This is a genomic window from Arthrobacter cheniae (assembly GCF_003602275.1).
GTDB classification, from domain to species: Bacteria; Actinomycetota; Actinomycetes; order Actinomycetales; family Micrococcaceae; genus Arthrobacter_D; species Arthrobacter_D cheniae.
Genome location: NZ_QZVT01000004.1, coordinates 61101 through 76072, shown reverse-complemented (window position 1 = coordinate 76072; position 14972 = coordinate 61101). Strand labels below are relative to the sequence as shown.

Below are 14972 nucleotides of genomic sequence, written 5' to 3'. Positions count from 1 at the left end.
CAGGCTATAGCGGTCCCACGGCGGCCACTCAACCCCCTCCAAGGTGAACGCGCAACGGACGCTAGGCAAAGAACAAGCGCTTGCACAACAGATTCCCGGCGAGAATTTTTCCTGCCCACGGGTACCCGCCGTAAGTACGCTTACTAAATTCCTGTAGGACCACGAACGGACGAAGGGGGCGGCAATGTCGACCATCACCGGCGGAATCGACGCGACGAACACAGCGGGCACCGAGGCGCGCTCCCGACGACGAACGGTCGGCGTGGTCCTTGCAGGCGGCGTCGGCACCCGCATGGGGCTCGAGATCCCCAAACAATTGGTGCCGGTCGCGGGCCGGACGAGCCTCGAGCACACGGTCGACATCTTCCAGCAGTGCCCCTTCATCGACGAGATCATCGTCATGATGGATCCCGGCTCGATGGACCGTGCGGAGAAGCTGGTCAGCCGGGAGAAGTTCCCGAAACTGACCGGTCTGCTGCCGGGCGGACGTGACCGGAACGAGACCTCCTACCTGGCGCTGCGAGAGATCGCGACGCCCGGCTCCAAGGTGATCTTCCATGACGCCGTCCGCCCGCTCGTCGACCCGTCCATCATCAGGGCCTGCGTCGACGCGCTGGACACCTATGACGCCGTCGACACCGGCATTCCCTCCGCGGACACCATCATCGAGGTCGATGAGCACGACATCATCAGGGCTGTGCCGCCGCGTGCGTCGCTCCGCCGCGGCCAGACCCCGCAGGCCTTCCGATGGGACACGCTCATGGAGGCGTACGGCCTGGCGCACAGCGACCCCACCTTCGCCGCGACGGACGACTGCTCGGTGGTCCTCAAGTACTGCCCCGACGTCCCGATCATCGTGGTCCCGGGGCACGAGGCCAATATCAAGATCACCCACCCCATCGACATCCACCTCGCGGACAAGCTGTTCCAGCTCAAGCACCAGCACGTGGACCCCGTGCCGCATCCCGCCTCCTCCCTCCGCGACGCCGTCGTCGTCGTGTTCGGTGGCAGCTCGGGCATCGGCGAGGAGCTCGGTCGGCAGCTCGAGGACGAGGGTGCGCACGTGGTGTGCCACAGCCGCACGGGCAGCGGCACGTTCGTCGAGGATCGCGCGTCCGTTTCCCGCGCGCTCGCCGATGCCGCCGCGCAATACGGACGGATCGACCACGTGGTGCTCACCGCAGGGGTCCTGACGATCGGCAATCTCGTGGGCCTCTCCGACGAGCAGCTCCAGCACGACGTCGGCGTCAATCTCATGGCCGCGTTCGTCGTCGCGCAGGAGGCGCACTCCTACCTTTCGGCCTCGCACGGGTCCCTGCTCCTCTTCTCGTCGAGCTCCTACACGCGCGGCCGCGCCAAGTACACCGTCTACTCCGCAACGAAGGCCGCGCTCGTGAACCTGACGCAGGCGCTCGCGGACGAGTGGGGGTGTGACTCGATCCGCGTCAACTGCATCAGCCCTAGCCGAACCGCGACACCCATGCGCGAGAAGGCTTTCGGCCGCGAGGACGAGCAGACCCTTGTGCAGGCGGCCGACGTGGCCCGCGTGAGTGCCCAGGTCCTCGCGTCCGACATCACGGGACAGGTGTTCGATGTCCGCCTTCCGCAGGTGGATCCGCTGCTGACACAGCTTGAAAGTGTCCGGTGAGCGCGCCCGCCCTGACAGCCGACGCCGATCGGCTGGTGATCACCGGCGCCCGCGTCCCCTCCGGTGATGCTCTGTCCGTCCTGCTGGACGGGCGCCGGATCTGGTCCGTCCGCGCGCCACGGCCCGACGACGGCGCGCTGGTCATCGAGTGGCCGGCCGCCCTGTCCGAGCGGTTCACCGGCCGGGCCCGCCTCGCCGTCGAGCACGCAGGCCGTGAGATCGCGGCGGGGACCGTCGCGTTCGACGACGGCTCCGACTTCGACCTCTGCGAACCCGGCACCGGCATTCCGCAGGTCGTCAATAAGTGGGGGAGGATCGCCAGGTCCTTCGAGGGCCGCGACGCCGCACTCATCGAGCATGTGCTCGATGAGGCGGAGCACCTCATCGATGCCCTCCGCCGGACGGTCGGCGTCGAACTCTTCGTCACGGGCGGCACGCTGCTCGGTCCCGTCCGCAACGGACGCATCATGGCCCACGACGACGACGCGGACCTCGCCTACCTCAGCGCGCACACCAACCCGTCCGACGTCGTGCTGGAGAGCTTCCGCATCGAGCGGGCCCTCGTCGACCAGGGCTACGAGGTGGTACGGCACTCCAGCGGCCACCTGCAGCTCATGTTCCCCGGCGGCACCGTCACGGACCACTTCTACCTCGACATCTTCACCTATTTCGAGTGCGACGGCTGGTTCTACGGGACCTTCCATGCGCGGGAACGCGCGGACACCGTCACCGTCCATCCGCTGAAGCCGCTGTCCGTGAACGGGCGCATGCTGCCCGGTCCGGCCGAACCGGCGCAACTCCTTGCCGCGATCTACGGACCGTCGTGGGAGGTGCCCGATCCCACCTTCACGTTCGTCACGCCGCCGGCGGCATTCCGCCGGTACTACTGGTGGCTCAACCACTTCGATGTCGACCGTGAAAACTGGGAGGACCACCATCGCTCGGAGATCGAGGGCGGACCGGCCCTTGTGCCATCGGGCCTGGCCGTCGCGACGGCAGCCCAGCTGCCGCCGTCGTCGACGGTCCTGGACCTCGGCTGTGGACTCGGGGCGGATGCCCGCTACCTGGCGGAGCGTGGCCACCGCGTCCTCGCCGTCGACTACAGCCGGCCCGCGCTCGCCTGGGCACAGGAACACCTGGCGCGTGACGACGACGCCGTCCTGTTCGAGCGGGTGAATCTGACGATGGCGCGCCACGCGCTGCACCTCCGGCGGCGCTGCGCGGAGCTCGACGGGACGGTCCACGTCCACGCCAACCACCTCTTCAACGCCCTCAGCCCCCTCGGATGGGACACCACGCTGCTGCTCATCAAGCACCTGCTGGCCACCCCCGGAAGCCGGGCGTTCCTCGAGGTGGGGGTTGCGGGCGCGGAGGGGTCGGCGAGCTGGACCGAGTACCAGCCCGTCGACTGGACGAGGTTCCAGGAGCAGCTTCGGCGGTACTCGCTGAGCGCCGAGGAACAGCACGACGAGCTGCAGGACGATGACGGAGCAGGCCCGGCGATCAGCCGGCGCGTGCTCGTGAGAAGGGAGACGGCATGACGGAGACAACAGCACGGGAGGTGGGCTTGCGGTTCGACGGGCCCGACGACGTCGCAGAACAGCTACAGGTGCTTCGCGCCGAAGTCGAACAGTTGCGGAGCGAGGTGGTGCGCCTCGACGCGGACCTCGACGAATCACGCCGGCTCAACCTCCGGGCGGCCGAACTGCTCGACGTCGTCTACGAGGAACTGGGCGCCTCGCGCCCACGCCGCACCGAACAGCCGCGCGAATCCCGCACCGATCGGTCGCGCGACGAACCCATCGGAAGGGAGGGAACGACATGAGCGCGCAGGAGGAAAGGCCGGTCGAGATCATCGGCGGTTTCGAGAGCACCTTCATGCCGGCGCACAACCGCGACATCTTCGAGACCACGGAGCACGATGTGCGGTGGCGCGAGGATCTCGCCCTGCTGTCGAAGTCGGGCATCACACGGCTGCGCTACCCCGTTCGGTGGCACCGGATCGAAGAGGTCGAGGGCAGCTACGACTGGTCCTCCACGGACGAGGTCATGGGTTATCTGCAGCAGCACGGGTTCCGGCCCATCGTCGACCTCGTGCACCACACGAGCTACCCTGCCTGGTTGACCGACGGTTTCGCCGACGCCCGTTTCGGCCCCGCCTACCTGCGCTACGCGGAGGCCTTCGCCCGCCGCTACCCGTGGGTGGGGGAGTACACGCTCTTCAACGAGCCGTTCTCCACCCTGTTCCTGTGTGGGCACGAGGCCATCTGGCCGCCCTACCACTCGGGGCTGCAGGGGTTTGTGGACCTGGTCGTCAACGTGATGCCGGCCGTCGCCGAGGCGAGCCGCCTGTACCGCGAACTGCTGCCGGACGCCCGGCACGTGTGGGTGGACACCTGCGAGTTCCACACGGGGTCCGACGCCTCCGGGCAGAGGTACGCGGACATGGCCAATGACCGCCGCTTCCTGGTCATCGACGCCTTCTTGGGCAGAGGATATGACGTCGAGAGCCAGCTGGGCCGCGATCTCGCGCCTGTGGGCGGCGAGAGACTGCTCTCCCTTCCCACGGGGAGCATCGATGTGCTCGGGCTCGACTACTACGCACACTGCCAGTGGAATTTCTCCGAGGCGGGCGGAACAGCTCCTACCCCCACGCCGCTGCCCCTGGCCGACCAGGTCCAGCAGTACTGGGAGCGCTACGGCCTACCCTGCATGCTCACCGAGACGAATGTCCGCGGGCATACCTCGGACCGCGCCACCTGGCTCAAGTACGTGCTCGAGCAGTGCGAGGAGGCCCAGCGCCGCGGCGTCCTCATGGACGGGGTGTGCTGGTTCCCCGTCGTCGACTCCACGGACTGGAACTCCCTGCTCTTCCGCTGCGAGGGCCACGTGGACCCGGTCGGCGTGTACTGGCTCGACGAGGACCTCGAGCGGCGCGCTTCGGTGATGTCGACGTCGTACGCGCTCGCCGCAGGGGGAGCGCGCTCCGCCGACCTCCCTGCCTACGTCCTGGCCGAGCCCGTCGCCACCTGGCTACAGGGCTACCGACCGCAGATGGCCCACTGGGACTGGCAACAGCCGCCCAGTACCGATCTCGGCTCACGTCTTCCCCGTACAACTACTCGAATGGAATTGAGGATCGTCGATGCAAAGTGAACTCATAGTTTTGTCGCACCTGCGGTGGGATTGGGTCTGGCAGCGCCCTCAACAGCTCGTATCGCGCCTGAACAAGGCACCGGGCCGGACGACCTGGTTCGTCGAGGAGCCCCTCACTCCGCCGGACGTCGAGGTGACGCAGAACCGCCTCGGCACCGCCGAGGCCGAAGGCCTGACCCGCGTGTACCTGGAGATTCCTGAACAGGGCAGGCACGTGGGCTTCTTCGACGAGGTCATGCCCGACTACGTCGAGCAGTTGCCCGGACTCATCGGCCCGCCCTCGGGTGACCGCGTCGTGTGGATCTACACGCCGCTGGTGCTGGAGGCGGCCCTCGCCCTCGAGCCGACCACCCTCGTCTACGACGTCATGGATGATCTCGCGGCCTTCAAGAACGCGGCCCCCGAGCTGCTGGTCCGCCAGCGCCAGGCACTGCGCCGCGCCGACGTCGTCTTCGCCGGGGGGCGCTCGCTGCACCGATCCGTGGTGAAGCAGGGCCGGGAGGATGCGCATCTGGTGCCGAGCGGAGTGTCGGTGGGTCACTATGCGGCTGCTGCACGGCACGCTGATCCTGACCGCAGCAGGCCCGTGGCCGGCTATGTCGGCGTACTGGACGAACGGATCGACCTCGAACTCGTGGCCTCACTCGCCGAGCTGCTTCCCGAGTGGGAGATCCGCATGGTCGGTCCCATCTGCAAGATCGAGGAGTCGGACCTACCGCAGGCGCCCAACATCACCTACCTCGGACAGCAGGCCTACGAGGACCTCCCGGGACACATGGCGCAGTTCGACGTCGCGCTCATGCCGTTCGCCCTCAACGAGGCCACGAAGTCGATCAGTCCCACGAAGACCCTCGAGTACCTCGCCTCGGCGTTGCCTGTCGTGTCCACGCGTGTGCCCGACGTCGTCGCGGACTTCCCGGGCGTCGTCGAGTTGCAGGACGACGCCGAGGGGTTCGCTGCTGCCTGCGAGAAGCTTCGAGGGCGGGCCGGGAAGGCTCCGTCACCGGAGCTGCGCCGGCTGCTGAAGCGGCATGACTGGAGCAGGATCGCTGAGCTGATGGACAAGCTCGTGTTCGACCAGGAGCGGTCGACGCCGGAGCGCGCCACGGCCGAGGCCTCCGCCTAGCGCCCATGCCGACCCCCAGCAGGCGGGAGGATGCTCCGCTCTCCAGGGAGCATCCTCCCGCCGACCACCTCCTCCTCCACTTCAGTGACACCCACTTCGTCGCCGACGGCCTGCTGTACGGGGGCGTAGACGGCCGTGAGCGGTTCGGCCGGCTCCTGGCCGAAATAGGACGGTCAGGCGTCCGGCCGGACGCGCTCATCTTCACGGGTGACCTCACCGACACCGGTGATCCTCGGGCCTACGAGGCGCTGCGCGAAGCCGTCGAGCCCTTCGCCGAGCGCCTGGACGCCCCGGTGATCTGGCTCATGGGCAATCATGACCAGCGCTCCGCGCTCCGGACGGCGCTGCTCGGCGAACCGGCGGGGGACACACCGCTCTACCGCAGCTACCGGCTGGGCGGGCTGCGTGTCATCACGCTCGACTCCTCCGTGCCCGGGCGCCACCACGGTGAGCTCGACGACGCCCAGCTCACCTGGCTCGAGGCCGAGTTGGCTCGGCCCGCGCCCGAGGGCAGCATCCTCGCGCTGCACCACCCGCCGATCCCGATGGTGCAGGACCTCGCCGTGCTGACGGAGTTGCGACGGCAGGATCGGCTGGCGGAGGTCGTCGCGGGCAGGGATGTCCGGCTGATCCTCGCCGGGCACGTCCACTTCCCGTCGTCGTCGCTGTTCGCCGGCATCCCGGTGTCCGTGGCGTCGTCGACGTGCTACACGCAGGACCTCAACGTGCCGGTGGGAGGAATCCGGGGGATGGACGGCGCGCAGGGCTTCAACCTGGTGCACGTCTATCCACACACCGTCGTCACGTCGGTGGCGACGCTCGCGTCCTTCGGCACGGTGGGGGAGTATGTTGCGCCGGAGGAGGCACGACGGCGACTGCGTGCGGCAGGCGTGGGCGGCACAGTCCGCAATCGGTAGTGCGCTGTGGAACCCCTACACCGGTCCAGTTCGGCGCTGACGAAAGCTGCCACCCCGCGTCCCAGCGCGGCGGGAAGAACCCTGCTGCTGTTGGGTCGAAGGGCACCTGACGCCGTCATCCGCTCCAGCCGGGACTGCACTGTCCCGCGCACCAGCCCCAGCCGCTGGGCGAGCACCATGATCGGAACGCGCGGGTCCCCGTCCATGGCCTTGAGGATGCGCTTGTCAGTCGCGTCCAATTACTGCACGGCGCACCTTTCCCTCCAGGTCCAGCTGTTCCGCTGAAATGGAGGGGCGGTCCGGACAGTCAGGCCAGCATCAGCGGCTAGCGGCCAGGAGGCCCAACTGGCGGGCCATGACGACGGCTTCAAGCTGTGAGTGGACTCCGAGTCGGGTGTGGATGGCTTTTACGTAGCCCCGGCAGGTGTTCTGGGAGATTCCCAACGTTTTGGCGTTCGATCGGACATCTTTGCCTTCCGCCATGAGTTTCAGTACGTCCATCTGGCGTTTGGTCAACAAGGATGCGGCGGCCGATGCCTGGCCGTGGGGCAGTGCCTGCGTTGCGAACGCAGCAAGAATCTGCGGATCTACCTCGATGACCCCTGAGTGGGAATGCCGGACCGTACCCAGGAGGGCAGTCAGGGGCGTGCCCCTGGCGAGGAAGGCGGAGGCGCCGGCGGCGGCCGCCTGGGCCAGGCCCTCGCTGGTGGGCTCGCTGACCAGCATCACCACATGTGTTCCCGGTGAAGCGGCCATCAAATCAGCAGCAATTCGGGGTCCCAGGCCTTCCGGTTGGCCCGAACTCACCACCACGACGTCCGGCTGGAGGCTGCGGCACATCCGAACGCCCATCGTGGCATTTTTGGCGAAGCCCAGCCCCTGCAGGTCAGGTTCATGATCAATTGCCGACGTCAGCAGTTCGGCAAATGACGTGTGGTCATCAATAACCAGGACGCTGGTTCTGGCTACGCCGGTATCCACAGCTTCTGCCGTCATCGTTGACATCCCCAATCATCGAAACACCCGGGATACCCGCCGATCAGGCGGTTCCCTAGCACGTCCGTTACCTGAATCTTCCGCCTTCAGGGTGCTCCCTGTATAGGTCCCCTGCCCCCCTAATTTGGGGGTCCGTGCAACCAAGGTGGGACTACTTGCCGGTTCCCGGCTGCGCGAAGCTTAGTCGACCGCCGAAAGGCACCACCCCCCTTCGCAGGTTGGACGAGCGATGACAGGTTTATTCGCTAGATGGAGTTTCCAGTTCCGGCTGCTGATCCTGGCGCTGGCTGCAGCAATAATCGCGATGGGGTTCTGGTCTTTTCCCAGGTCCTCCGTGGACGCTTTGCCTGAATTCGAGCCGGCCCAGATCGAGATTCAGACCGAAGCCCTGGGGCTGTCCGCCCTAGAAGTTGAACAATTCATCACCTCCCCCATGGAAGTGGACTTCCTGAACGGCGTCGCATATCTGGACGAGATCCGGTCGGAGTCCGTTCCGGGCCTTTCCTCCATCCAGCTGCTTTTCGAACCAGGAACGGACCTGCCGCGGGCGCGCCAGCTCGTTGCTGAGCGCCTGGTGCAGGCCCACTCACTGCCAAAGGTTTCCACGCCCCCGGTCCTGATGCAGCCGAAATCCTCCACCAGCAGGGTGATGATGGTCCGGCTGTCGTCCTCGGAGGTTCCGCTCATGGACATGTCCGTGCTCGCGCGGTGGAATATCAAGCCACGCCTGATGGGTGTTCCCGGGGTGGCGAACCTCTCCATCTGGGGCCAGCGTGAGCAGCAGATGCAGGTCGAAGTGGATCCCCAGGCGCTCCAGGCGCGCGGGGTAACACTCAACCAGGTCATCCGGACAACGGGTAACGCAGTGTGGGTATCGCCTCTGACCTTCCTCCAGGCCTCAACACCTGGTACGGGCGGCTTCCTGGAGACGGAGAACCAGCGCCTTGGGATCCAGCATGTCCTGCCTATTACCACCCCCAGCGACCTGGCACAGGTCAGTGTCGAAAACGTGACGGGCCCGCCGCTGGTTCTCGGCGACGTGGCAACAGTCCGGGAAAACCACCAGCCACTCATCGGCGACGCAGTGGTGGACGAGGACCCCGCCCTCATGCTCGTCATCGAGAAGTTTCCCGACGCCAATACGGCCGAAATTACTGCAGCGCTGGAAGCCGCTCTGGACGACCTGAAACCAGGTCTTTCAGGAATCGATGTGGACACCAGCGTCTACCGGCCAGCATCCTTCCTCGAGTCCGCGATGCAGAACCTGGGTATGGGCTTCATTGCCGGCCTGTTTCTGACCGCGCTCCTCCTGGGCCTCTTCTTCAGGTCCTGGCGGACGGCCCTTGTAGCACTTATTGTCCTGGCAGTTTCCACGACCGCTGCCTTCCTCACGTTGTCGGTGCTCGGAATCGGACTGAATATTGTCGTCTTCGCCGGATTGGTTCTGGCTTTGGTCGTGGTTGTGACAGACCTCGTGACTGACTTGAACGGGTTGCGCCGGCGGCGGGAGCTTTCCGCCTCGGGCTCAGGCCGGCGTGCGGCAACCGTGAGCTCGAACGGCATCACGGACGGGGAAGGCGCGGAGGACGGTTCGAACGGCCCGGAGGCGAAGAGCGAGCTGAGGCTGGTGCTGATATCCGCCGCCCTCCAGCAGACCCGCAACGCTATCGTCTTCGCCGGACTCACCATGGCGCTCGTCCTGCTGCCCGTGCTGTTCCTGGCGGGGGTGAACCGTGCGCTTTTCGTTCCCCTGGTGCTGTCCTTCCTGGTGGCGCTTGCGGTCGCCCTGCTCGTCGCCTGGCTTCTCACCCCTGCTTTGGCCCTGACTCTCATGGCCGGCGAGGAGCGCGCACCCCGGGTCCCGGGCAGACTCAGGTCAGGAATCCGGACGGCAACCGAACGAAGCGCTGCAAAATTCCAGTGGGTCCTGGCTGCAGGCGCCCTGCTGGCAATAGCTGCGGTAGCCGGTATTCCGCTCCTTGCCGCCGGTCAGCCCTCAGTGACAGCACTTCAGGACCGGATCCTGCTGGTGCAGTGGGACGGGCTCGCCGGGACGTCCAACAGCGAAATGAGCCGCATCTCCGCGCTTGCCGGCAAAGAATTGTCGGACGTTCCGGGTGTAGCAAACGTAGGCGGGCACGTGGGCCGTGCCATCACCTCCGATCGGGTGGTGGGGCCGAATTCAGGGGAACTCTGGGTCACCATGGAGGCGGACGCAGACTACTCGAGCGTGGCAGACGCGGTCGGCGAAGTCGTGGCAGGCTATCCCGGGATCAGCGGCAGCGTGGCTACCTATGGCCAGAACCGGCTCGACGTGGAGCGCAGCCGGTCTCAACATGAGTTCTCGGTCAGGGTCTTCGGGGTGGATCCCCAGGTACTGCGCGATACAGCGGAAAACGTCAGGGACATGATGGCCACCACGGACGGCTTGGTTGACCCGCAGTTGTCCCTGCCCCGGCTCCAGCCCATCGCCGAGATTGAAGTCGACCTGGACAAGGCACAGCAGGCCGGCGTGAAACCCGGCGATGTGCGGCGTGCAGCAGCAACCCTCTTGCAGGGTGTGGACGTCGGGTTCCTCTTCGAACAGCAGAAAGTCTTCCAGGTGGTGGTAAAAGGCACCGATGCCTCCAGCTCGAGCCTGACCAGTGTCCAGGAGTTGCTGATCGACAAGCCGGGCGGCGGCCACGTGCGGCTCAGTGACGTTGCAGATGTCCGCGTCACGCCGCACGAGTCCGTGATCACGCATACCGATACGTCACGCCACATCGATGTTGTGGCCAAGTTGGACGGCAGGTCCGTCGGGGACATCACCTCAGATGTCAACTCCGGTCTGGCCAACCTCGAATTCCCCATGGAATACCACGCGCAGGTGCCATCCCAGTACTCGGAGCAGCAGAACACCGCACAACTCGTTTGGGCTGTTGCGGGAGCGGCGCTGCTCGGCATCCTGGTCCTCCTCCAGACCGCACTGCGAAGCTGGCGGGTAGCCTTGGTTGTCTTCCTGGCGCTGCCACTTGCCTTGGCAGGCGGCGTTCTGGCCGCAGTCCTCACCGGGGGCATCGTTTCCCTGGTGACCCTCCTCGCCTTTGCGGCGCTGTTGGGAATGGCTGTACGGGACTCCATCCTGCTGGTCCGGCGGGCCCAAACTCCCCTCACAACCGACAGCCCGGTGTCTGCAGAGGCGCCGGAGGAAAGCCGGCTGCAGGGTGGTTCGCGCTCCTCGATTCTGCAGGCTGCCCAGGACCGGCTGGTGCCGATTTTCATTGGCGCGGTTGTCAGCGCAGCGTTCCTGATCCCCCTGGTGGTACTTGGGGGATCAGTTGGCAGGGAAATAATCCTGCCCTTGGCCATAGTGATCTGGGGCGGCTTAGTGACACACGCACTGCTTGTCCTGGTTATCCTGCCAACCCTCCTGATCCTGTTCGGGACCGGCGCTCCCGAAGATGAGGACCTCCTGAAGCCACAAGGCCCCGCTGGCGCTGCGGGGCTCCGCGAAAGAACGGAAGTGTCATGACTGCTGCGAACATGCCTTGGAAGCGCCGCCTGTTCGGCGTCCTGGTCATTGCGTGCCTGGCCGGTGGGCCGGTGGCCGCGTGCGGGGAAGTGCCTGAAGCGGCTCCGGGGGCGGCGGTGCAGGAAGCGGCCACCCTTGAGGAGGTTGAAGGGCAGGAGGTCAGCCGCATCACCTTGACGGAGAAAGCTGCAGAACGGCTCGGGGTCACGACAGGTGCGGTGGAAACGGTGGAGGGGAAGCTCCAGGTGCCCTACTCCGCGCTGATCTATGATGCCAGCGGCGGGACGTGGGTCTACACCAACCCGGAGCCGCTGGTGTTCATCCGGGAACCCGTCGCGGTTGAGCGTATCGAGGCTCCCACCGTGAAGCTGGCAAGCGGACCCCAGCCCGGGACGAAAATTGTGACGGTAGGGGCGGCCGAACTCCTGGGTGCCGAGCTGGATACGGCGCAGTGACCGACCATGCGCAAGCTTATTGCTTTCAGCCTCAAGTTCCGCTCGGTGGTGGTAGCGCTCGCCGTCGGAATCATGATGGTTGGAGCTGTCCAGATCAGCTCCGCATCAGTCGATGTGTTTCCCGAGTTCGCACCGCCCCGGGTGGAAATCCAGACCGCAGCCCTGGGCCTGACCGCCGCGGAAGTCGAAGAGCTGGTCACAGTTCCGCTTGAGGACGCACTGAACGGCCTGGAGGGGCTGGACGAGCTGAGGTCGAAGTCCGTCTCCCAACTGTCCTCGGTCCTGATGATTTTCGAGCCGGGTACTGATCTGCTGAAGGCACGGCAGCTGGTCTCGGAAAGAGTCGCAACGGTCACGCCGTCCCTGCCCAGCTGGGCCACCCCACCGGTCATGTTGCAGCCACTGTCCTCCACCAGCCGGGTCATGAAAATTGGCCTGTCCTCGGAAGAGCACAGCCTGATCGAGCTGTCCATGCTGACCCACTACAAGCTGCGTGCGCACCTGCTCTCCGTCCCGGGGGTGGCAAACGTTGCGATCTGGGGCGAACGTAAGGAAACGTTGCAGGTCCGCGTCAAGCCTGAACGGCTGCTGGCTGAAAAGGTTTCTCTCAGGGAAGTGATGGTAGCTACCAACGATGCCATGCACGCCGGACTGCTGAAGCACACATCCGGGAACGTGATAGGCGCCGGTGGGGTTGTCGAGACCCCGAACCAGCGTATTGGCATCTCGCACGTCCTGCCCATCCGCACCCCGGAGGACCTCGCCAAGATTCCTGTCCTGGAACGCGACGGGAACCCCCTGCGGCTCGGCGACGTGGCCGACGTCGTCATGGACCACAACCCGCTCATTGGTGACGCCGTCATCAACGACGGCGAAGGCCTGATGCTCATCGTGGAGAAGCTGCCGTGGGGCAATACCCTGGAGGTCACCAAGGGGGTGGAGGCCGCGCTGGAGGAGATGGCGCCGGCGCTGTCAGGAGTCGAGGTCGACACTGCCATCTTCAGGCCGGCCACCTTCATCGAGAAGTCGCTGGAGAACCTGAGCCTGGCGCTGCTGCTGGGCATCGTGCTGGTCATGATGGTGCTGGGGGCGTTCCTTTTCCAGTGGCGGACAGCCCTTATCAGCCTGATTGCCATCCCGCTGTCGCTCATTACGGCAGGTGTGGTCATCATGATGACCGGCAGCACCGTGAACACCATGGTGCTCGCTGGTCTGGTGATTGCCGTGGGTGTCGTGGTGGACGACGCCATCATCGACATTGAAAACATCATCCGGCGCTTGAGACAGCACAGGGAGAGTGGAAGCAGCCGGTCCACGGCGTCCGTTGTGCTGGAGGCCTCTATGGAGGTCCGGGGACCAATTGTGTACGCCACCCTGATCATTGTGGTGGCAGCCGTACCTATTTTCTTCCTCGAAGGGCTGACGGGCGCTTTCTTCCGCCCGTTGGCCACTGCCTACACGCTGGCAGTCTTCGCCTCCATGCTGGTGGCGCTTACAGTCACTCCGGCACTGGCGCTGATCTTCCTCCGCAAGGCTCCACTGGACCCGCGGGATCCGCCGCTGGTCCGGGTCCTCAAGCGCGGCTATCACTCGCTGATGTCCAAGGTTATCCGCCGTCCGGGGCCAGGCTACGTCGCTTTCAGTGCACTGACCCTCTCCGGGGTCCTGGTGGCCCCGCTGCTGGGCCAGGCACTGCTTCCGTCGTTCAAGGAACGCGACTTCCTTATGCACTGGGTGACCCAACCGGGCACTTCCCTCGCCGAGGAGGTCCGGATCAGCGAACGGGCCTGCAAGGAATTGCTGGCTGTGGACGGCGTCCTCAACTGCGGTGCTCACATCGGGCAGGCGCTGGCGGCTGATGAGGTGGTGGGCGTGAACTTCGGTGAGAACTGGATCAGCGTCGATCCCTCGGCCGATTACGACAAAACCCTGGCAGCCGTCCAGGAGGTAGTCGACGGCTATCCGGGGATCCACCGCGACGTGCAGACCTACCTGAAGGAGCGCATACGGGAGGTCCTCACAGGCGAAGGCGACGCGGTAGTGGTCCGGGTCTACGGTGACGATCTGGAAACCCTGCGCGAGCTGGCCGAGGAAGTCGAGGAGGTGCTGGGAGAGATCGACGAAGCCGTGGAGGAGCACGTGTCGCTTCAAGTGGACGTGCCACAGGTGGACGTCGAGGTCAATCTCGAGGCAGCCAAGCGTCACGGGGTCAAGCCCGGCGACGTCAGGAGGGCCGCGGCAGCGATGGTGGCCAGCGAGGAAGTGGGCGACGTCTGGCGGGAAGGCAAGGTGTTCGACGTCCGCATCTGGAGTCCTCCGGAGACCCGTTCCGACGTCACCAGTATCGGCAACCTGCCCATTGATACTCCGTCAGGAGTGCCAATCCGGCTCGCGGAAGTCGCCGATGTAAGCGTCAACGCCACTCCGAGCGTCATCGACCGGAACAACAATTCACGCAGGATCGACGTCAGCGCCAATGCCGCGTCAGAAGGCGAACTGGGTGCCCTGGTGGAGGAGATCGAGGAAGGGCTCGCCGAGGTGGACTTCCCGGCCGGCTACCATGCCGAGGTCCTGGGGGAGTTCGCCGAACGTGAAGCCGCCACCCGGCAGCTCTTGATCTTTGCGGCGGGCGCTCTCCTGGTTATCTTCCTGCTGCTCCAGGCGTCATTCAGCAGCTGGCGTTTGGCCGCCCTGGTCATCTTCACACTTCCAGTCGCGCTCGTTGGTGGCGTACTCGCGGCCTACCTGAGCGGTGGCGTCCTTTCACTCGGTTCGATCGTGGGGTTCCTGACGGTCCTGGGCATCGCGGCCCGTAACGGCATCCTCCTCATCAGCCATTGCCAGCACCTTGAGAAATACGAGGACGAAAAGTTCGGGCCCGAGCTGGTGCTGCGCGGTGCGGGGGAGCGGCTCTCACCCATCCTGATGACAACGCTGGCCACCGGGCTGGCGCTGGTGCCACTGATCCTCATGGGGACCATCCCAGGTCATGAAATCGAACATCCCATGGCTGTGGTCATTGTTGGTGGGCTGGTGACCTCAACGCTCCTGAACCTGTTTATCCTTCCCTCCCTCTACCTGCGTTTCGGAAAACCGCGGTCCAAGGCGGCTCCCCCGGCTCCCCCGGCTGCTCCGGTGCCGGTAGCTGCGGGCTAGCGTG

The 14972-nt window shown here is 65.6% G+C and carries 10 protein-coding genes and 1 pseudogene; 9 read left to right on the top strand and 2 right to left on the bottom strand.

Annotated features, from left to right (window positions below):
* Positions 1-184 precede the first annotated feature (184 nt).
* From D6T63_RS08205 to D6T63_RS08180, 6 genes are read left to right on the top strand one after another with little or no spacing between them, the layout of a single operon-like run.
* Positions 185-1648, top strand: coding sequence for a bifunctional cytidylyltransferase/SDR family oxidoreductase (locus D6T63_RS08205; protein WP_120148537.1), 1464 nt, complete (start codon positions 185-187; stop codon positions 1646-1648).
* Positions 1645-3189, top strand: coding sequence for a class I SAM-dependent methyltransferase (locus tag D6T63_RS08200; protein ID WP_120148536.1), 1545 nt, complete (start codon positions 1645-1647; stop codon positions 3187-3189). The genes D6T63_RS08205 and D6T63_RS08200 overlap by 4 nt, the downstream gene beginning before the upstream one ends.
* Positions 3186-3473, top strand: a complete 288-nt coding sequence (locus D6T63_RS08195; protein WP_120148535.1) for a DUF6752 domain-containing protein — start codon at positions 3186-3188, stop codon at positions 3471-3473. Before D6T63_RS08200 ends, D6T63_RS08195 begins: the two co-directional genes overlap by 4 nt.
* Positions 3470-4804 carry a family 1 glycosylhydrolase gene (locus D6T63_RS08190; RefSeq protein WP_120148534.1) on the top strand — a complete coding sequence of 445 codons (1335 nt, stop codon included), beginning with the start codon at positions 3470-3472 and terminating at the stop codon, positions 4802-4804. The genes D6T63_RS08195 and D6T63_RS08190 overlap by 4 nt, the downstream gene beginning before the upstream one ends.
* Positions 4794-5930, top strand: coding sequence for a glycosyltransferase (locus D6T63_RS08185; protein ID WP_120148533.1), 1137 nt, complete (start codon positions 4794-4796; stop codon positions 5928-5930). Before D6T63_RS08190 ends, D6T63_RS08185 begins: the two co-directional genes overlap by 11 nt.
* Positions 5931-5935: 5 nt before the next feature.
* Complete coding sequence (locus D6T63_RS08180) at positions 5936-6847, top strand: phosphodiesterase (protein ID WP_120148532.1); 912 nt, start codon at positions 5936-5938, stop codon at positions 6845-6847.
* On the opposite strand, the pseudogene D6T63_RS19755 reads toward D6T63_RS08180, so the two are convergent.
* A pseudogene (locus D6T63_RS19755) lies at positions 6826-7086 on the bottom strand (Lrp/AsnC family transcriptional regulator); the annotation flags it as partial. The gene D6T63_RS08180 and the pseudogene D6T63_RS19755 sit on opposite strands and share 22 nt — an antisense overlap.
* 79 nt (positions 7087-7165) lie before the next feature.
* Entirely contained in the window at positions 7166-7843 is a 678-nt protein-coding gene (locus D6T63_RS08170) for a response regulator transcription factor (protein WP_182976930.1), read from the bottom strand.
* Between the two features lie 229 nt (positions 7844-8072).
* On the opposite strand from D6T63_RS08170, the gene D6T63_RS08165 reads away from it, so the two are divergent.
* Genes D6T63_RS08165 through D6T63_RS08155 form a run of 3 tightly spaced genes read left to right on the top strand, consistent with a single transcriptional unit; the run spans position 8073 to position 14968 of the window.
* Positions 8073-11357: an efflux RND transporter permease subunit gene (locus tag D6T63_RS08165; protein WP_120148530.1), complete on the top strand. Its 3285-nt coding sequence runs from the start codon at positions 8073-8075 to the stop codon at positions 11355-11357.
* Positions 11354-11812: a hypothetical protein gene (locus tag D6T63_RS08160; protein ID WP_120148529.1), complete on the top strand. Its 459-nt coding sequence runs from the start codon at positions 11354-11356 to the stop codon at positions 11810-11812. The genes D6T63_RS08165 and D6T63_RS08160 overlap by 4 nt, the downstream gene beginning before the upstream one ends.
* A 6-nt stretch (positions 11813-11818) precedes the next feature.
* Positions 11819-14968, top strand: a complete 3150-nt coding sequence (locus D6T63_RS08155) for an efflux RND transporter permease subunit (protein ID WP_120148528.1) — start codon at positions 11819-11821, stop codon at positions 14966-14968.
* Positions 14969-14972 lie beyond the last annotated feature (4 nt).

Coding starts and splice junctions, on each gene's coding strand:
- D6T63_RS08160 (WP_120148529.1), top strand. CDS start 11,354: ATGACTGCTGCGAACATGCCTTGGAAGCGCCGCCTGTTCGGCGTCCTG.
- D6T63_RS08180 (WP_120148532.1), top strand. CDS start 5,936: ATGCCGACCCCCAGCAGGCGGGAGGATGCTCCGCTCTCCAGGGAGCAT.
- D6T63_RS08165 (WP_120148530.1), top strand. CDS start 8,073: ATGACAGGTTTATTCGCTAGATGGAGTTTCCAGTTCCGGCTGCTGATC.
- D6T63_RS08190 (WP_120148534.1), top strand. CDS start 3,470: ATGAGCGCGCAGGAGGAAAGGCCGGTCGAGATCATCGGCGGTTTCGAG.
- D6T63_RS08185 (WP_120148533.1), top strand. CDS start 4,794: ATGCAAAGTGAACTCATAGTTTTGTCGCACCTGCGGTGGGATTGGGTC.
- D6T63_RS08205 (WP_120148537.1), top strand. CDS start 185: ATGTCGACCATCACCGGCGGAATCGACGCGACGAACACAGCGGGCACC.
- D6T63_RS08195 (WP_120148535.1), top strand. CDS start 3,186: ATGACGGAGACAACAGCACGGGAGGTGGGCTTGCGGTTCGACGGGCCC.
- D6T63_RS08170 (WP_182976930.1), bottom strand. CDS start 7,843: ATGACGGCAGAAGCTGTGGATACCGGCGTAGCCAGAACCAGCGTCCTG.
- D6T63_RS08155 (WP_120148528.1), top strand. CDS start 11,819: ATGCGCAAGCTTATTGCTTTCAGCCTCAAGTTCCGCTCGGTGGTGGTA.